At 31.0% G+C, this 19,436-nt stretch carries 15 protein-coding genes and 1 other annotated feature; of the genes, 14 read left to right on the forward strand and 1 reads right to left on the reverse strand.

Annotated features, from left to right (window positions below; genetic code table 11):
• The 11 genes from rplT to C3E90_RS04860 all read left to right on the forward strand — a co-directional run.
• Positions 1 to 265: 50S ribosomal protein L20 (rplT, locus tag C3E90_RS04810; RefSeq protein WP_236914531.1), on the forward strand; the 265-nt coding region annotated here is incomplete at its 5' end.
• A gap of 97 nt (positions 266 to 362) precedes the next feature.
• On the forward strand, positions 363 to 1,706 hold the full coding sequence (locus tag C3E90_RS04815) for a TrkH family potassium uptake protein (protein ID WP_236914532.1): 1,344 nt from the start codon (positions 363 to 365) through the stop codon (positions 1,704 to 1,706).
• 13 nt (positions 1,707 to 1,719) lie between these two features.
• Positions 1,720 to 2,376: a potassium channel family protein gene (locus C3E90_RS04820; RefSeq protein ID WP_236914533.1), complete on the forward strand. Its 657-nt coding sequence runs from the start codon at positions 1,720 to 1,722 to the stop codon at positions 2,374 to 2,376.
• A 3-nt stretch (positions 2,377 to 2,379) separates the two neighbouring features.
• Entirely contained in the window at positions 2,380 to 3,177 is a 798-nt protein-coding gene (locus C3E90_RS04825; RefSeq protein ID WP_236914534.1) for a TrmH family RNA methyltransferase, read from the forward strand.
• Between the two features lie 107 nt (positions 3,178 to 3,284).
• Positions 3,285 to 4,307 carry a phenylalanine--tRNA ligase subunit alpha gene (gene pheS / locus C3E90_RS04830; protein ID WP_236914535.1) on the forward strand — a complete coding sequence of 341 codons (1,023 nt, stop codon included), beginning with the start codon at positions 3,285 to 3,287 and terminating at the stop codon, positions 4,305 to 4,307.
• Between the two features lie 20 nt (positions 4,308 to 4,327).
• On the forward strand, positions 4,328 to 6,721 hold the full coding sequence (gene pheT, locus C3E90_RS04835; RefSeq protein ID WP_236914536.1) for a phenylalanine--tRNA ligase subunit beta: 2,394 nt from the start codon (positions 4,328 to 4,330) through the stop codon (positions 6,719 to 6,721).
• Between the two features lie 91 nt (positions 6,722 to 6,812).
• Positions 6,813 to 7,382, forward strand: coding sequence for a cell division protein ZapA (gene zapA / locus C3E90_RS04840; protein ID WP_236914537.1), 570 nt, complete (start codon positions 6,813 to 6,815; stop codon positions 7,380 to 7,382).
• 4 nt (positions 7,383 to 7,386) lie between these two features.
• Positions 7,387 to 9,606: a DUF3656 domain-containing U32 family peptidase gene (locus tag C3E90_RS04845; protein WP_236914538.1), complete on the forward strand. Its 2,220-nt coding sequence runs from the start codon at positions 7,387 to 7,389 to the stop codon at positions 9,604 to 9,606.
• Positions 9,607 to 9,620: 14 nt separating this feature from the next.
• Positions 9,621 to 11,999, forward strand: coding sequence for an endonuclease MutS2 (locus C3E90_RS04850; RefSeq protein ID WP_236914539.1), 2,379 nt, complete (start codon positions 9,621 to 9,623; stop codon positions 11,997 to 11,999).
• Between the two features lie 53 nt (positions 12,000 to 12,052).
• Positions 12,053 to 12,255: a binding site (T-box leader), on the forward strand.
• A 48-nt stretch (positions 12,256 to 12,303) separates the two neighbouring features.
• A complete protein-coding gene (argS, locus tag C3E90_RS04855) occupies positions 12,304 to 14,001 on the forward strand; it encodes an arginine--tRNA ligase (protein ID WP_442870560.1) in 1,698 nt (565 codons plus the stop codon).
• Between the two features lie 11 nt (positions 14,002 to 14,012).
• Positions 14,013 to 14,981, forward strand: coding sequence for a hypothetical protein (locus C3E90_RS04860; RefSeq protein WP_236914541.1), 969 nt, complete (start codon positions 14,013 to 14,015; stop codon positions 14,979 to 14,981).
• Positions 14,982 to 15,008: 27 nt separating this feature from the next.
• Here C3E90_RS04860 and C3E90_RS04865 read toward each other — a convergent pair whose 3' ends face one another.
• A complete protein-coding gene (locus tag C3E90_RS04865) occupies positions 15,009 to 15,203 on the reverse strand; it encodes a hypothetical protein (protein WP_236914542.1) in 195 nt (64 codons plus the stop codon).
• Positions 15,204 to 15,394: 191 nt separating this feature from the next.
• Between C3E90_RS04865 and C3E90_RS04870 the strand changes: the two genes are divergently transcribed.
• Genes C3E90_RS04870 through C3E90_RS04880 form a run of 3 tightly spaced genes read left to right on the forward strand, consistent with a single transcriptional unit; the run spans position 15,395 to position 19,067 of the window.
• Positions 15,395 to 17,164, forward strand: coding sequence for a B12-binding domain-containing radical SAM protein (locus C3E90_RS04870; RefSeq protein WP_236914543.1), 1,770 nt, complete (start codon positions 15,395 to 15,397; stop codon positions 17,162 to 17,164).
• A gap of 5 nt (positions 17,165 to 17,169) precedes the next feature.
• Positions 17,170 to 17,928 (forward strand): hypothetical protein, encoded by a 759-nt coding sequence (locus C3E90_RS04875; RefSeq protein WP_236914544.1) that lies wholly within the window; start codon positions 17,170 to 17,172, stop codon positions 17,926 to 17,928.
• 11 nt (positions 17,929 to 17,939) lie between these two features.
• Positions 17,940 to 19,067, forward strand: coding sequence for a tetratricopeptide repeat protein (locus C3E90_RS04880; protein ID WP_236914545.1), 1,128 nt, complete (start codon positions 17,940 to 17,942; stop codon positions 19,065 to 19,067).
• Positions 19,068 to 19,436 lie beyond the last annotated feature (369 nt).

Consider the following 19,436-nt stretch of genomic DNA (forward strand, 5'->3'; position numbering starts at 1 on the left):
CAAATTATATAGACCTGCTAATCAAGCAGTTATGAAATCATTACACTATGCTTATTCAGGACGTAAACAAAGAAAGAGAGATTTTAGAAAACTTTGGATTTCAAGAATAAATGCTGCAGCCAGATTAAATGGTATGAATTATAGTACATTTATCAATGGGCTAAAAAAAGCTAATGTTGAAGTCAATAGAAAAGTATTATCTGAAATGGCAATTCACGATCCAGAAGGCTTTTCAAAACTTGTTGAAATAGCAAAAGGTATGTAATTAAAAGTTCCGGCCTCGGAACTTTTTTATTTCTTATATAATAGTTTAGAGCTATTTATGGTACAATATTTGTGGCTATATTTATAGGAGGTCAACGATGAATAGTATAAGAGAACGTATAAAAAAATTTGAACTAAACCCTCCAAGAGTATTGACATTAGGATTTGGCATTTTAATATTATTAGGAGCTATATTATTAAATTTGCCCATAGCTACAAAAACAGGGGAAAGTATTGGATTCATTAACTCCTTATTCACTTCTGCTTCGGCAGTTTGTGTCACTGGATTGGTAGTGGTTAATACTGCAGAATACTGGTCTTTGTTCGGGCAAATAATAATAATCCTATTAATTCAAATGGGCGGTTTAGGATTTATGACCATGGCTACAATTGTGGCTTTGCTCATAGGTAAGAAGATAACTTTAAAAGAAAGGTTAGTAATAAAGGAACAATTAAATCAGGAAACTATGTCTGGATTAGTAAGGCTTACCAGATACGTTATATTTTCTACCTTTATCATTGAAGGTATAGGGGCTTTATTATTATCAACAAGATTTATACCAACATATGGAACCACTAAAGGAATATGGTTTTCCATCTTTCATGCCATTTCCGCTTTTTGTAATGCTGGTTTTGATATAATAGGAAATAGCATAATACCCTTCGTAGGAGATTTTGTAGTCAATATAACCATAGGTCTACTGGTCATAATAGGTGGATTAGGTTTTAGTGTATATATTGATATATCTAGAAACCGTACCTTTAATAAGCTTCACCTACATTCAAAATTGGTCATTAGCATTACAATAATATTGATTATAACAGGAATGATAATATTCTACTTAATAGAGCAAAACAATCCAGATACTCTTCTTAATTTAACCAAAGGAGAAAGGTTATTATCAGCCTTTTTTCAATCGGTAATCACTAGGACAGCTGGATTTAACTCTGTTGATATTTCAATGCTACATGATACCACTGCTTTCATAATGATTATATTGATGTTTATTGGAGGTTCTCCTGGATCTACAGCAGGAGGTATTAAAACTACGACCTTTGGTACCATATTTTTAGCAACCATGTCGGTAATTAGAGGAGATAGGGATGTAGTAGTATTTAAAAAGAGATTAAACCAAAATATAGTAAATAGATCCTTAGCCATAGCTAGTATTGGACTTACTTTGATTTTAGCAGTTTCCATAATATTGACTATAACAGAGGAGTCAAATTTTTTAGATGTACTTTTTGAAACCACTTCCGCCTTTGGAACTGTTGGATTATCAAGAGGCATTACACCAAATTTATCAGATTTTGGGAAGCTTATAATAACTTTAACCATGTATGCTGGTAGAGTTGGTGCATTGACTATGGCTTTTGCATTTGCACAGAATAAGAATCAATATCCCTATAGGTATTCTGAAGGTAATATAATGGTTGGATAGGAGGAATTATAAAATGAAACAATTTGTTGTTATCGGATGCGGTAGATTTGGGGCAAGCGTTGCTGGGACTCTCCATAACCTAGGCTATGAGGTGCTAGCCATAGATGCAGATGGGGATAAGGTTCAGGAAATATCTGAATATGTAACCTATGCAGTACAGGCAGACGTTACTGATGAAAATGTTTTAAAGGAATTGGGTATTAGAAATTTTGATGTGGTAATTGTTAGCATTGGTTCCAATTATCAAGCTTCTATTATGGCAACTTTAATAGCCAAAGAGCTAGGAGTGAAAAAGGTAATAGCAAAAGCCCATGATGTTTTACACGGAAAGGTTTTATCCAAAATAGGTGCAGATAAAATAATATTTCCAGAAAGGGATATGGGAGTTAGAGTTGCCCATAACTTGGTTTCAACAAATATATTGGATTTTATAGAACTTTCCCCAGATTATAGTATATTAGAAATAAATGCATTAGAACCCTGGGAAAACAAAACATTAAAAGAATTAAGACTTCCAAGTAAATATGGAGTCAATGTTATGGCAATTAAACGAGGAAAAGATATAAATATATCTCCTTATGCTGATGATATGATAATGAAAGGAGATACACTAATAGTCATAGGAAGTAACGGGGACATAGAAAAAATCGAGAAGAATGCTGGTGATTAATCCATGATTTATATTACAAGTTCTTCTAATCCCACAATAAAGGAAATTAAAAGCCTATATAGAAGAAAAGAACGATGGGCAAAAGAATCTTTTATTGTGGAAGGGATTAAAATAGTGGAAGAATGTATAGACAACAATTACCCCCTAAGAAATATTATCATCTCCGATGAGCTATATAATATTAGAGGGGGAGAAGGATTATTAGAAAAAATTATAGACAATAATTCACTGATAAAGGTTCCAGATAGATTATATAAAGAAATATCTGATATGGAAAATCCTCAAGGGGTTTTAGCAGTTGCAAGTTTTAAAAGGGATTCTATTAAGAATATATATGATATAGATAATCCTTTTATATTATTATTAGATCAAGTTCAGGATCCAGGCAATATGGGTACTATTATTAGAACTGCTGATGCTTTTAGCGTAGATGGAATTATAATTACAGAAGGCTGTGTAGATATTTATAATCCCAAGGTTGTAAGAGCTACCATGGGGTCCATATTTAGAGTACCCATATATCATTATTCAGATGGAATAGAAATAATTAAGGAGTTAAAGAATAGAAATATTAAAGTTTATTCTACCTCCCTTAAGGGAGAAAAGTTCATTCAAAATGTTAATTTCAATATACCTTCAATATTAATTATTGGAAATGAATCTAAAGGAGTATCCAAATCCTTAGAAACATTAGCTGACAGCTTAATCAAAATACCTATGATAGGAGATGCTGAATCCTTAAATGCAGCAATTGCCTCATCAATAATAATGTATGAAACTATAAGGCAACGAAGCCAATAATTCTTGTAATTTGAGGTTATAGGTGCTATAATCTAGTAAATAGTTTGACATTAGGACCTTTGTTTTCGAGAGTAGGTCTTGTTTTTTTACAAGAAAGGAGTCGTATTATGAGAGATAGGTTAAGTAAAATCAAAGAAGAAGCAATATCTGATATTAAATCCTTAAGCAATTTAGACAGTCTAGAAGATATAAGAATAAAGTATATGGGTAAAAAAGGGGAATTGACATCTATTCTTAGAGAAATGGGAAAACTATCAAAGGAAGAAAGACCGGTTATTGGTCAATTGGCCAATGAGATTAGACAGGAGATTGAAGAAGAGCTATCGGAAGCAAGAGTCAGATTTAAAGAAAAGTTAAAACAAGAGATAATAGAAAGGGAAAAGATAGACATTACCATAACTAAAAGGATGAAAAAACTAGGTCATCGTCATCCATTAGTTGCCACCATTGAAGAATTAGAGAATCTATTTATTAGCATGGGATTTAGTGTAGTAGAAGGACCAGAAATCGAAAAAGTAGAATACAATTTTGACGCTTTAAATTCTCCAGAAAACCACCCATCAAGGGATTTATCCGATACATTCTATATAACAGAAGATATTCTATTGAGAACTCATACATCACCAGTACAAATAAGAGCCATGAAAAGTATAAAACCTCCACTAAAGATAGTTTCTTCTGGGAGAACCTTTAGATTTGATGATGTAGACGATACCCATTCGCCTATGTTCCATCAATTAGAAGGATTGGTAATCGATGAAAAGGTTACTATGGCCAATTTAATTGACACCATAGATATATTCATAAAACAGCTATTTGGAAAGGATATGGAAACCAGATTTAGACCTCATCATTTTCCATTTACAGAACCTAGTGCAGAGGTAGATGTATCCTGTTTCAGTTGTAAAGGGAAAGGTTGCCCTGTATGTGATGGCACTGGTTGGAGTATGGAGCTTCTAGGTTGTGGAATGGTACATCCAAAGGTTCTTGAAAACTGTGGTATAGATCCAGAAAAATACAGTGGATTTGCTTTTGGAATGGGAATTGATAGGATAGCCATGGTAAAGTATGGAATAGACGATATACGATTATTATTTGAAAATGACAATAGATTTCTAGAACAATTTTAATAAGTTTGAGGAGGATTAAAATGTTATTACCTGTGAAATGGTTAAAAGAATATATAAATTTAGATGTAGATTCTAAAATATTAGCAGATAATCTAACTCTATCTGGTTCCCATGTTGAATCCATTATTTCACTGGATAGAGGCATTGAAAAGGTTTTAGTTGGTAGAATAGAAAAAATCGAGAAACATAAAGATGCAGATAAACTATTGGTTATTATGGTGAATATTGGAGAAGAAACCATACAAATAGTCACTGGCGCAACCAATTTAAAGATAGGAGATTATGTGCCCGTTGCTATAATTGGAGCCAAACTCCCTAAGGATATTCAAATAGAGAAAACAGATTTTAGAGGGGTAGAATCCAACGGAATGCTTTGTTCTTTAAAAGAATTGGGCTATGAAGACGGTGTAATCCCCAAACACCAAAGGGATGGCATCTTCGTACTAGATAAGGAATATCCCTTAGGAACCCCCATTGATGAAATATTGGGACTATATGGGGAAATAATTGAATTAGAAATAACTCCAAATAGACCAGATTGTTTAAGTATAATAGGAATGGCAAGGGAAACGGCTGCCACCTTTAATAAAAAACTGAAACTACCTAAAATAATGGTGAAAGATGAAGTCCATGATATAAAAGATTATGTAGAATCCATAGAAGTAGATAAAGACCTTTGCAATAGATATTATGCAAGAGTAATAAAGGATATAGAGATAAAGGAATCCCCTTTATGGCTTCAAATCAATCTTATGGAAGCAGGGATAAGACCAATAAACAACATAGTTGATATTACCAATTTTGTTATGCTAGAATTTGGGCAACCTCTTCATGCCTTTGATTTAGATAAATTAAAGAATAAAAAGATTCTAGTTAGAAGGGCAAAAGATGAAGAGAAGATTAAAACCATAGATGATCAAGTAAGAACCCTTACCAATAATAATCTAGTTATTACAGATGGAGTAGACCCAATTGGTATAGCTGGAGTAATGGGTGGAATGGACTCAGAGGTTACAGAGGAAACCACCACAGTATTATTGGAAGCTGCTAATTTTGACGATAAATCCGTCCGACTTACTTCTAAAGAACATAACCTGAGGACAGAAGCCTCTGCTAGATTTGAAAAGGGATTAGACCCAAATCTTTGCAAAACCGCTGCTGAAAGGGTATGTCAATTAGTTGAAGAAATTGGAGCTGGAAAAGTTGTAAAAGGCTATATGGATGTCTATGAAAATATAAGGGAAGAAAAGATTATCCAATTAAGACCAGAAAAAGTAAACAACCTACTAGGAACGGATTTAAATATAGATCAAATGGTAGACTATCTTGAAAGATTGGATTTAAAAACCAATTTAAATGAAAATAATATAGATGTTAATATTCCCACCTATAGATTGGATTTAAATATTGAAGCAGATTTAATAGAAGAAATAGGAAGGTTATATGGATTCCATAATATACCAACCCAACCTTTAGTAGGGGTATTTACAAGAGGAGAAAAACCCTACAGTCGAATAGTATCAGACAAAGCGAGTATTATTCTACAGGGGTTAGGAATAAATGAAGTTATAACTTACTCTTTCATAAGCCCAAAGGTATATGATAAAATAAAGGTAGAACCAGATAGTAAATTGAGAGATTATATAAAATTAATAAATCCCCTTGGGGAAGATTATAGTGTAATGAGGACTACTCTTATTCCAAATATGTTAGACCTATTAAGTAGAAACTATAACCATGGAGTAAAAGTATGTTATCTTTATGAAATAGGAAACATTTTCATCCCTAAAGAATTACCTTTAAAGGACCTACCAAAAGAGGAAAAAACTTTGTCCATAGGCATGTATGGTGATATTGATTTTTATGACTTAAAAGAAGTAGTAGTAACTCTTTTAGAAAGGTTAGGGATAAAGGATTTAGAATATACGAAAGAAGAGAACAATCCAACCTTCCATCCAAATAGAACAGCCAATATTTTATTAGATGGAGAAAATATAGGTACATTAGGAGAAATACACATGGATGTACTAGAAAACTATGATATAGATACTAGAGTATATGTAGCCCAATTAAACTTTGACACTATAGTCAGGGAAGCTAACCTAGATAGAAAATATAGACCTTTACCTAAATATCCAGCTATTTTAAGGGATATAGCAGTAGTAGTAGATAGTAATATATTAGTTGGGGATTTGGAAAAGATAATAGTAGAAAATGGTGAAGGATTAATTGAAAAAGTAGAACTATTTGACGTATATGAAGGAAAACAAATATTAGAAGGCAAAAAAAGTGTAGCCTTTTCCATAACCTATAGATCTTACCATAGAACCTTAAAAGATGAAGAAGTAAATACAATTCACCAAAGGATAATAGAGAATTTAGAAAATGAATTAGATGCAAAACTTAGGAGTTAAGAAGCATATTAAATATTTTTAAAAAAAATAGAGGATTATGGAGAATTATGTAGAATACTTAGTTAAAGATAAAAAAGGGAGTGGATAAGTTATGACAGAAAAAATCAAAACTAACGTTCTAATTGATGGTCGTAACTTTACGGTAATTGGGAATGGCTCTGAAGAGTATGTTCACAAATTGGCTACATATGTGGATAAAAAGATAAAAGAGATGACAATTAAAAATGATAGACTGAGTAGCTCTATGGCTGCTACTTTGGCTGCCCTGAATATTTCAGATGAACTATATAGATCCATAAGGGAATTAGAATCACTTAAAAATAAATCTAAAATCCCCATGGAAAATTATGAAAACATTATAAACCAATTAGAGGACATTAAAAAGAAGAATGAAGAATTGGATATTGATTGTAATACTTACAAAGATGAACTATTGGATTTAAGAAGAGAAAATGAAAAGTTAAGTAAAGAAATTGAAAATTACAATCAAGCTTTAAAATTAAAAGAAAAGGAATTACAGGACAACCAAAATATGATTAAAAAACTCCAGGATAAAGTATACAACAGTCAAATACAATTAATAGAGAGTAAAAAAGAATTAGAAGAAGCATTGAAATTGTATGATAAGGAGAAAAATATATTCAATAAGGAGGAAATCTAATTCAGTGTTAAACAAAAGAGTAGAACTATTAGCTCCTGTTGGTAGTATGGAAAGTTTATTTGCAGCTGTAGAAAATGGTGCTGACGCTGTCTATTTAGGGGGAAAATTATTCAATGCAAGGCAATTTGCTTCAAATTTTGATTATGAAGAGTTAAAATCTGCTGTAGAATATTCCCACCTAAGAAATGTAAAGGTATATATAACTGTTAATATATTAATAGATGACAGGGAAATGAAGAAGACATTAGATTATATTAGATATCTATATGAAATAGATGTAGATGGGATTATTGTACAGGATTTAGGTCTTGCTTCTTTGGTCAGGGAATTTTTCCCTGATTTCCATTTACATGGCAGCACACAGATGACAATAAACAATTTACCAGGGGCTATTTTTTTGCAAAAATTAGGATTTAATAGGGTGGTTTTAGCAAGAGAGACCCCCTTAGATGAAATTAAAAATATCTACCAGAACTCAGATATAGAACTGGAAGGCTTTATTCATGGAGCCTTATGTGTTTCCTATTCTGGTCAATGTCTCATGAGTAGCATAATAGGTGGAAGAAGTGGAAATAGGGGAACCTGTGCCCAACCTTGTAGAATGGCTTATACCATTATTCACTATGATGATGATACAACCCTTTCAAATCATTGGAATAAGAAATATTTATTAAGTCCAAAGGACTTAAATACAATAGAATACTTAGATACTATAGTAAATAGCGGAATAGCTTCTTTAAAAATAGAAGGTAGAATGAAAAGACCGGAATATGTTGCTACTATAGTTAAGAATTATAGAAAAGCCTTGGACTTAGGAGTAAAAACCATAACAGAAGAGGATAAAAATGACATACTCCAAATTTTTAACAGGGATTTCACAAAAGGTATAATGTTTAAAGATTTTGGTAGAGATTTTATCTCCTATGATAGACCTGATAATAGAGGAATCCCAAGTGATGAACTATTAAATAAAGCAAAGGAATCCTACCAAAATAGCAAAATAAAATACCCTATCCAAATGGAGATGAATATATCCATAGGTAAACCAGCAGAGTTAATAATAAAATATAAAGATAAAAACTTTAAAACTGTCTCCTCTGAAGAGGTTGAGAAAGGGAAAAGAGTAGAATTATCCAAGGATAGAGTATTAGACCAATTGTCAAAACTAAATGACACCGTCTATTATTTGGAAAGTTCTAAAATCAATCTAGAGGAAGGTTCTTTTCTACCCATTAGTGTAATAAATGGCCTTAGACGAGATTCTATTGAAAAATTGGATAATTGGCGGAAAAATTTTCATAAAAGGAATCCTATTTCTCAAAAAGAATATGATACTAAAATCAATAAATATTTTAAATTCACCAAAAAAGAAGGAGAAAATAGGAATAATATCGGTATTTCAGTATTAAAAAAAGAGCAATTTCAACAATTAGATCTATCCAAATTAGATAGATTATATATTGGATTTCAGGAAGATTTAGAAGAAGCTATAATAGAAGCAAAAGAAAAAGGAAAAGAAGTATTTCTATTGACGGATAAAATATTGTACAAAGAAGATTTTAATGGTTTAAAAACAAGGATTAATCCGGTAAAGGATTTAATAGATGGAGTGTCTGCTTCCAATTTAGGAACTATACAATGGTTAAAGGATAATTTCAATACAAGAGTTCATGGTAATATTGGATTAAATATATTCAATAGTTTTACGGTGAAATCATTAAAGGATTTAGGATTAAAAACCATTACATTATCTCCAGAATTAAATATGAAACAAATAGAGGAGATATGCAGTAAAGAATCTATAGATTATGAAACCATTGGATATGGATATTTGCCATTGATGACAACCAAACATTGTCCTATGTCTCTTGTAAAGAATTGTAAGGATGATTCAAACTGTAATACCTGTCCCTATAGTAAAGGCTATGGACTTAAGGATAGAAAAGGAATGAATTTCTATATGGAAAGAAAAGGAGAGATTACGACTATTTATAATAGTCTACCTCTTATGGTCCTAGACAGTTTAAATAAAATATTTGACAGTGGAGTAAATATGATAAGATTAGACTTTACCTTTGAAAGGCGGAATATTAAGGATATACAACAGATGTATTATGATTATGCCAAAGGCAATATATCAGAAAAAGAAGTAATGGAATATATTAAAGGCTATAGAAATAAAAAAGATATAACTAAAGGGCATTATTTTAGAGGGGTTATATAGTTTGAGGTGAGAATATGAATGAAAAAACATTAAGAGTACTAGAATATGGAAAGATCATTGATAAACTAATGGAAAATACAGAATCTGAACTAGGTAAACGCATGGTAAAGGATATTAAACCATCCCTCTCCATAGAGGAGGTAGAATATCTACAAAGAGAAACCAAAGAAGCTCTAGGACTAATAGTGAAGAATGGAAATCCACCTCTCTTTGGTATATTCGATATATCCCGTGAATTAAAAATGGCTGAAATAGGTGGTACCTTAGAACCAAGCAGTTTGCTTAAGGTTTCAGATTCCCTTAGAGTCTCTAGAAGTTTAAAAAAATATATTAAAGAGTTGAAAGAAGATGAAGTATCCAAATATCCAATAGTTCAAGAATTAATAGATAGTTTAAGGGTTCTAAAACATATTGAAGAAGAAATAAATAATGCAATAATCAATGAAAATGAAATATCCGATAATGCTAGCCCTACATTAAAAAACATAAGAAGGCAGATAATAAATAAGAATGACTCCGTAAGGAATAAACTAAATTCCATCATAAACTCTCCTAAGTACAAAAAATTCTTACAGGATAGTCTAGTGACTATGCGAGCAGGTAGATATGTAGTGCCAATAAAACAGGAAAACAAAAGCTATTTTCCAGGTTTAGTCCATGACCAGTCTTCCAGTGGGGCAACCCTCTTTGTGGAACCTATGGCCGTAGTTGAATTAAATAATGAACTAAGAGAGCTTGAGATAAAGGAAAGGGAAGAAATTCAAAGGATTCTAAAAGAACTATCCTCCTTAGTAGCAGCAGAGGTAGAAAATATAAGGAATAACCAAAATATATTACAGAGATTAGATTTTATATTTGCCAAAGGGAAATTAGCATTGGAAATGAATGGAACAAAGCCCATATTAAACAGGGAAGGTTATATAAATATTAAAAAAGCTCGCCATCCTCTTCTAGACTCAAAAGAGGTAGTTCCCATAGATATATATATAGGGAAAGAATTTAACACCTTAGTTATTACAGGACCAAATACAGGCGGCAAGACCGTAACATTAAAAACCGTTGGGTTGCTAACTTTAATGGCTCAATCAGGCATTCATATTCCAGCGGATTTTAATTCTGAAATTGGAGTGTTTAACCAAGTATTTGCAGATATTGGAGATGAACAAAGTATAGAGCAGTCTTTAAGTACTTTTTCCTCCCATATGACCAATATAGTCAATATACTGGATACAGTGGAACAAAACAGTCTAGTTTTATTCGATGAATTAGGAGCAGGAACAGACCCTACAGAAGGGGCAGCTTTAGCCATGTCTATATTAGACCATCTATTAAAATTAGACATTAGAACCATAGCTACAACCCATTACAGTCAACTTAAAATATATGCTCTAACTACAGATAGAGTTAGAAATGCTTCTGTAGAATTTGATGTAGAAACCTTAAGCCCAACTTATAAACTATCCATTGGAGTCCCTGGGAAATCCAATGCCTTTGAAATATCCAAACGGTTGGGTTTACAAAATTATATAATAGATTATGCTAAAACCTTAGTATCTAAGGAAAATGTAGAATTTGAAGATGTATTACAAGCCATAGATAGGGATAGAAAGATTATAGAAGAAAATCGTTTTGAAGCAGAAAAATTAAAAACTGAAATAGAAAGGCTTAAAGAAGAATTAACAAGTGAAAAGGAAAGAACAAAAGCTAATAGAGAAAAGATAATCCTTAAAGCAAAAGAAGAAGCAAGAGATATTCTTAGGGCTGCAAAAGATGAATCCACCCAGATAGTAAATGAGTTAAGGGAAATATCCACTGAAATAGAAAAGGATAGAAACAAAAAGATTCATGAAGTTCAAGAAAGATTAAAATCAAAACTAGATGAAGTAGAAGGTTCCCTATCCCAAAAGGTATTAAATGTAAAATCTAAAGAAGTACCTAAAAATTTAAAAATAGGGGAAACGGTAGAAGTACTATCATTAAATCAAATTGGAAATGTCCTTGAACTTCCTGATGAAAATGGAAATGTTCAAGTTCAGGTAGGGATTATGAAAGTTAATGTTCACATTTCTACTTTGAGGCGGTCAAAGGAAATAGAATCAGATAGAACTAAAACCAGTACTAAAAAAATAATAAAATCTAAATCCTCAACTATAAAAAATGAAATAGATTTAAGAGGCAACACCTTAGATGAAGCCCTATTGGATTTAGATAAATATATAGATGATGCATATATAGCAGGCCTTAAAGAAGCCTATATTATCCACGGTAAAGGAACAGGAGTATTGAGGGAAGGAATAAAATCCTATGTGAGAGGACATAAACACATTAAAACCTTTAGAAGTGGAAAATATGGGGAAGGTGGGGATGGAGTTACAGTGATAGAACTTAAATAGTTCTTGAATTATTTGTATTATTATTGTATATTATAGATTAATAACCATATATCTAAAAACCTTTGAAAGGGAGAGTAGAATATATTCCTTTGTTTTAGCGAACTGGGATGGTGGAAGCCAGCACAAAGCTATATTCGAAGAGGACCCTTGAGGATATGTCTGAAATATCAGTAGGATATTACGCTAGTTGCGTTAAAAACTTCGAGTGGGCCATGGCCAACAAGAGTGGTAACACGGGGTAGCTCTCGTCTCTTATTTAGGGATGAGAGCTTTTAATATTTATTGAAGGAGGTAAAACAAGATGATTGATTTTAAAAAAGAAGTTGTGAATTCCATTATTAAAGTTGTAGAGGGTTTAAATGAAGAAGAAATTGAATCTCTAATAGAAATTCCACCAAATTATGATATGGGTGATTATGCTTTTCCATGTTTCAGATTAGCCAAAACCTTTAGAAAAGCTCCCAATTTAATAGCAGAAGAGTTATCAAAGGAAATTCAAGTTGGAGAATATTTTAAAAAAGTTGAAAATGCTGGTCCCTATATTAACTTTTTTATAAATAAGGCCAAATTAGTTGAAACGGTACTAACAAGTCTAGCCCAGGAGAAGGAAAATTTCGGTTCAACTAATGTAGGAAAGAATAGGACTGTATTAGTAGAATTTTCATCACCAAATATAGCCAAACCTTTCCATATAGGCCATATTAGAACTACGGTAATAGGAAATGCCATAGAAAAGATATTTAAATTCCAAGGTTTTAATACCGTTAGACTAAACCATTTAGGAGATTATGGAACCCAATTTGGAATGCTCATATCTGCCTATAAGAAATGGGGGGATATGAAGGTAATAGAAGGAGACCCTATTAATGAACTATTGAAATTGTATGTAAGATTTAATGAGGAAGCAGAAAAAGACGAAAGCTTAAGGGATGAAGCAAGATATTGGTTCAAAGAATTGGAAGAGGGAAATGAAGAGGCTTTAGAATTATGGCAATGGATTAGGGATATTAGTTTAAAGGAATTTAACAAGGTATACGATTTATTAAATATCCAATATGATTCCTATGCAGGGGAAAGTTTCTACTCAGATAAAATGCCTAAAGTCATAGAAGAGATGGAGGAAAAAGGGCTATTACAAGAATCAGAAGGAGCCTCCATAGTGGACTTAGAACCCTATGGTATGCCTCCGGCTTTAATCAAAAAGAGTGATGGTTCAACTCTCTATGCTACTAGAGATATAGCTGCAGCCATATATAGAAAAGAACACTATGATTTCTATAAAAATATTTATGTAGTAGCCTCACAACAAAACCTTCATTTTAAACAATGGATAAAGGTTATAGATTTAATGGGGTATGATTGGGCTTATGATTGTGTCCACATTCCTTTTGGGATGGTAAGCCTAGAAGATGGAACTCTATCTACAAGACAAGGAAGAGTTGTATTCTTAGAAGATGTATTAAATAGAGCCATTGAAAGCACATTAAAGATAATAGAAGAAAGAAATCCAGACTTGGAAAACAAAGAAGAAGTAGCAAAACAAGTAGGGGTAGGAGCAATTGTATTCCAAGAACTATTCAACAACAGAATTAAAGACTATGTATTTAGTTGGGAAAGAACCCTTAGCTTTGAAGGAGAAACAGGTCCCTATGTTCAATATACCCATGCTAGGGCTAATAGCCTTTTAGAGAAAGGGGAGTTTAATCTAGAGGATCAAGTAGATTATACTCTACTAAAGGAAGAAGATGAAATAAACTTAATCCGATTATTATATAATTTCCATAATGCAGTAATAGATGCTTTGGAAAAATATGAGCCATCCTTTGTAACAAGACATATAGTTGAAATAGCAAAAGCCTTTAATAAGTTTTACAATAGCTGTCCAATCCTATCAGCAGAAGAAGGATTAAAAAAGGCTAGATTGAATTTAGTATTTGCAGCAAAAACCGTTATAAAAACAGGTTTATCATTACTTGGAATAGAAGCTCCAAATAAAATGTAGGAGTAGATATAATGGATTTAGAAAGAGTTATTAATCCTCTGATGGTTACATTTGATGAAGATATTAGGGCAAATAATGGCCCCTCTCATATAACGGATTTAGTGGTACTAACAATTAAATCATTATTACCATCAGAGGAAACTGTAAGGGTGGATATAGATTATATTAGATATAAAGAGGAAATTAATCTTTGGAAATACTATAGGCATGGAGAAAATCCTTCCTTAATGAATATATTAGGTAGATTAGAACCTAATATCTATTGGAGGGATAAAGACGATACCCTTTACTATCGTCTATTACCTATTATATTAGCTAATAAAGATTTTAGCTCCATTAGAGAAGAGATAATTAAGAATATACTATTTACCACAGGAAATGTGGAGGTTTTAATAGAAGGATTACTATTATCAAAACTAATCTATTATCTTATATTGGGAAAAGAAGATATAATATACGAACTGAAAGAGGAAGTAATAAACTTTTCACAAATTGAGTTTTTAGAAAGATATAAGAAATTATTTAGAATTTCCCTTGAAGAATATAAGGGTAAATATGCTATTGAATTTGAACAAAATAAAATATACGCTTTAAACACCTTAAACATATCATTTTCCCATAGATTTAAAACCTTAGAGGATTGTTTGAAGGTTCTATTAGAGAAAGCTAAACCTAGCACAACCATAGGGAAATGTATTAATTTCTATAAAGAGGCTAATCCAAATATTAATTTTTCAGTAGACAAATATTATTATGAATTAGCCCAATATGTTTATAATCTAAGGAATGGAAGAATTGACCCAAAACTATTAAAAATTGATGAATACAATCTACCTGATATTTTTAAGTTCCAAGAAGGACAAGTTTTCTATCATTCTCTATTGAATAAATCCAAAGTTATCAAAAGGGAAGATATAGACAATAAAACAATTATCCACTTAAAAACTAAATCAGGTATATACAGATTTATTAATAATTAAAACCTTCCCACTGGGAAGGTTTACTAATTATCTATTTAAATATTCCACAAATTCTTCTTCCGTGCTATCAGCTAAAGCACTTAACTCCTTTATAATATTGTTCTTTAATTCTATAAAAGATTCAATCTTTGTATTTGAGCCTGTATATTCTAAGGCTTCAAGAATCATTAACATATCTTCTTTGGACATTTCTTGGATTGATATTTTGTCGAATTCTCTCATTTAATAACCCCTTTCATTAATTGTTATCCTAATATTCTTTTTTATACTATATACTATTCTATACTTTTTTTAGAAAACCTTCAATAAGACAAAATAGGACAAAATACAAATATTTAAATTTTCTACTAAGGGTGTAGAAATAGTTCTATTGTGCTATAATGTAAATAGTTTATAAAGGAAGGTAGAATAGTATGAATATTATATTGACCACTTTAAATTCTAAATTTATCCATTCAGCTCTATCCATTCGATATTTAAAATCTTACTCTAATGATATAGCCCCTATTGAATTGATGGAATTTACTGTCAACCAAAATATTGACTATATAGCAGGAGAAATATATAAGAAAAATCCAGATGTCTTAGGATTTTCCACCTATATTTGGAATAGGGAAGAGACCTTAAAAATATGTGAAATATTAAAGATTATCAACCCAGAGATAAAGATTATCTTAGGGGGACCAGAAGTATCCTTTGATGGAGATAGAATTTTAGAAAAACATGAGTTTATAGATTTTATTATCTATGGGGAAGGCGAAGCTACCTTTAAGGAACTATTAAAAACCATTATAGATGATAAATCTGAATATGGCAAAATAAACGGCATAATATATAGAGAGGACAATAGGATAATACAAAATCCTCCTAGATTATTAATTGAAAATTTAGATTCCATACCTTCACCCTATGGGGATATGGCAAATGATTTTAAGAATAAAATCGTCTATTTTGAAAGCTCAAGAGGTTGTCCTTTCAACTGTCAATTTTGTTTATCCTCTACCATTAAAGGGGTTAGATATTTTAGTTTAGACAGGGCAAAGGAAGATTTAGATAGATTGATAAAATCAAAGGTGAAACAGGTAAAATTTGTAGATAGAACCTTTAATGCAAATAAGAAATATGCCATGGAGATAATGAATTTTATTATGGAGAAAGACCCAAAGGATATTAATTTCCATTTTGAAGTTACAGCCCACCTACTAGATAGGGAGATGTTAGATTTCATTAAAAAAGCTAAAGAAGGGCTTTTCCAATTTGAAATAGGAGTCCAATCTACTAACCCTAAAACCATAGAAGCAGTAGGTAGGACTACGGATTTTAATAAATTAAAAAGGGTATGTAAAGAAATTAAAAGGAACCAAAATATCCATCAGCATTTGGATTTAATAGCTGGTCTGCCATATGAAAACTATAAAAGCTTCAAAGAATCCTTTAATGATGTATATGGAATTAGACCAGAAAAGATTCAATTAGGCTTTTTAAAACTATTAAAAGGGTCTGGGCTGAGAAAGAATAAGGATAAATATAATTTTAAATTTTTAGATGCACCTCCCTATGAAGTATTAGAGACCGAATATATTTCATATGGTGAGATGTTAAAATTAAAAGGGATAGAAGATTTAGTTGAAAAATACTATAATGAAGGCTTTTTTCAAAACTCATTAGAATATCTGGTAAACAACAAATATAAAACTCCCTTTGATTTCTTTGAAGATTTTTTAGGTTATTGGGAGGAGAAGAAATACCATACTATATCCCATAGTAGAAATAGATTATATCAAATACTATTGGATTTCTATAGGGAAAAAGCTTTTGATGATTTAATTGTTTTTAAAGAATTGATTAAATATGATTATTTATTTAACAACAATAACCCCAATATACCAGGATTTATTGAAAGAGATGAGGTAAACTTCATCCAGAGAAATAAACATGATATATTAAAGAATCAAAAGCTATTAAATGGATATTTAGCTCAATATAAAGACAAACCTACTAAACAAATAATCAACAAAATTCATATTGAAAAGTTTAAAATAGACATTGAAGAATTGATAAAAAATGATTATAAATTGAACAATGAAATAATCAAAAAAAACTATATACTATTTGAATATACAGATGGTTCCATTATTAGATGTAAAACCTATGATATAACGGAATTCATCCCAAAGGAGTGATAAATTTGAACTTATTTGAAGATATTATTTTAGTAAATAAAACAACATTAAAGAAAAGTGTAAATAGTTTTATGAAAAATTGGGTCATTGTATTTACTGGGATAGTATATGCATTTTTAAATATAGCTATAATTGTAGTTGTGAGTACTTTATTCAGTGGAATATTGTCTATTCTAGCAGGTCTTATCATGGCTATTGTAAGTAGTAGTCTAATATCCAACTATTTATACCTATTATTCAATATCATTAACTATGATAGGATAACCTTGGATAATTTTAAGGAAGGATTTAAGTATTTTCTATGGAAAGTATATGGCATCTTTTTCATAGCATGGATAGGTAGTTTTATATTGTCCTCCATTGGAGGCATATTGGGAACCAATGAAGAATTATTAAGTAGACTTGTAAGTATTATAATAATCGTAGCCTTAAATCCCTTGCCAGAAACCATCTATCAAAAATATCTTTCCTCTGGAGAAAGTATAAGATATGCTTTTGAATTTATGAAGGAAAATTGTATTAATTGGGTAATACCCAATGTTATATTCCACATAATTTTATATTTTATAACAAATACATGGTTATTGAACATATTCGCCACCCATTTAAGTTTCAATTTTGATTTTACCTTGAAGGGAGTAGGACTTTATGTTTTAGGTCAGGCTTTATTCTCCTTTATAATGATATATAGAGGTCATTTGTTTAAACTGTTAAGTACCAGTACACCAAGAAAGAGAATGTATATGAACAAATTCTATAATTAAAGGTGATAAATATGAAAATTGTTGATGACTATTTTTTAAAAAAAACGGATAAGGTTTCATTTGTCCAACTAAAAGAGGGAACTCATATAAAGATAGGCAACTACACTATCAAAGATAATATTCCTCTTCCTATAGAAACAAATACCTTAATAGAGGAAATAAAGGAAGGAAATATGGAAGAAGAATTGAAGATTTCCCATTTAATTGAGGGAGCTATATATATTCTAGGAATTGATAAGGATTTCAAATATAAAGATGAATATAAGAACATACTCTATAACTATAACCAAAGGATTGAAGACTATATTTTATTTAAAGGATTCAAACTTATTGAAGAGAACAATATTGACGATGGAACTATATTCTTTAGAGCATTAATAGGTTTAAATAATAAAAATATAGATGGATTATTTAATTATGCATTGACCCTAGAAAATATTGCTAAAAAATATATCAGCTTAAACCAGAAGGAGAAGGGGGATGCATTTTTAATAGAGTCTACCAATCAATTAGAGAGTACTCTAGATATCAATGAAGATTTTTCTTTAGCTTATTATAAACTAGGCTATCATTATAAATACTATGAACAATTTCAAAAAGCTAAGCTAATATGGGAAAAATTTATGAAGTTAGATAAGGATCACGAGAGAATCCAAGAAATTAGAGAACAGTTAGAGCTAATAGAAGATGATGCAAACTACGAAGAAGGTTTAAACTATTTAATCAGTGGACAGTATGAAAATGCTTTAAAAAAATTGATGCCCTTATCTTATAAGTACAGAGAATGGTGGAATATATTTTATTTAATAGGGTTAGCATATAAAGGCATAGGGGAATACGAAGAAGCAATAGATTTCTTCTATGAGGCTTTAGAATTAGATGGAGTAGATGTAAACCTATATAATGAACTAGGCATATGTTTATTTGGTCTAGGGGATATAACCAAAGCTATCAATATATTCAACGAGGGTATAGACTATGATGATGGAGACTATAGGATAATATTTAACAGAGGATTAGCATATTTGAAATTAGGAATTATAGATAAAGCTAAAGAAGATATTAAAGCAGCCTATAGATTAAATCCCAATGATAGGGTAGTAAGAAATCAGATGGAAGAGCTGGTAAAACTCAGTTAAAAACTAAGTCAATTACTAATGGCAAAAAACAATTATAAAAAGATAATAAAAAGAGATATTCAAAGATAAGATAAGAAAATGAATAAAATATTTGAATAAACCGAGGATAATGTTCCTTTTTAAGCATTGAATACATGATGAAAATATGTTAAGTTATTAAATGTTGTCAGAAACACAGACAAAGCAAAAAATGAATTTTGAGACATAAAACTTTATAAATAATATTGACAACAAACTTATAATATGCTATGCTAATATAGCATCACTATTGAACCTAGACAACTTAACAGTGTGAAGTACTTTGAGTAAGATATAAACAAACAGGCAAACTTTTTTAATGAGAGTTTGATCCTGGCTCAGGACGAACGC

Origin of the sequence: Clostridium sp. Cult2 (assembly GCF_021655075.1) — a bacterium.
In the GTDB taxonomy this organism is placed as follows: Bacteria; Bacillota; Clostridia; order Tissierellales; family Tepidimicrobiaceae; genus Schnuerera.

Excerpts from the sequence above, each read along its gene's own strand:
- pheS (WP_236914535.1), top strand. The coding sequence starts at position 3,285 with ATGAGAGATAGGTTAAGTAAAATCAAAGAAGAAGCAATATCTGATATT.
- C3E90_RS04815 (WP_236914532.1), top strand. The coding sequence starts at position 363 with ATGAATAGTATAAGAGAACGTATAAAAAAATTTGAACTAAACCCTCCA.
- C3E90_RS04850 (WP_236914539.1), top strand. The coding sequence starts at position 9,621 with ATGAATGAAAAAACATTAAGAGTACTAGAATATGGAAAGATCATTGAT.
- C3E90_RS04865 (WP_236914542.1), bottom strand. The coding sequence starts at position 15,203 with ATGAGAGAATTCGACAAAATATCAATCCAAGAAATGTCCAAAGAAGAT.
- C3E90_RS04820 (WP_236914533.1), top strand. The coding sequence starts at position 1,720 with ATGAAACAATTTGTTGTTATCGGATGCGGTAGATTTGGGGCAAGCGTT.
- C3E90_RS04870 (WP_236914543.1), top strand. The coding sequence starts at position 15,395 with ATGAATATTATATTGACCACTTTAAATTCTAAATTTATCCATTCAGCT.
- zapA (WP_236914537.1), top strand. The coding sequence starts at position 6,813 with ATGACAGAAAAAATCAAAACTAACGTTCTAATTGATGGTCGTAACTTT.
- pheT (WP_236914536.1), top strand. The coding sequence starts at position 4,328 with ATGTTATTACCTGTGAAATGGTTAAAAGAATATATAAATTTAGATGTA.
- C3E90_RS04825 (WP_236914534.1), top strand. The coding sequence starts at position 2,380 with ATGATTTATATTACAAGTTCTTCTAATCCCACAATAAAGGAAATTAAA.
- C3E90_RS04880 (WP_236914545.1), top strand. The coding sequence starts at position 17,940 with ATGAAAATTGTTGATGACTATTTTTTAAAAAAAACGGATAAGGTTTCA.
- C3E90_RS04860 (WP_236914541.1), top strand. The coding sequence starts at position 14,013 with ATGGATTTAGAAAGAGTTATTAATCCTCTGATGGTTACATTTGATGAA.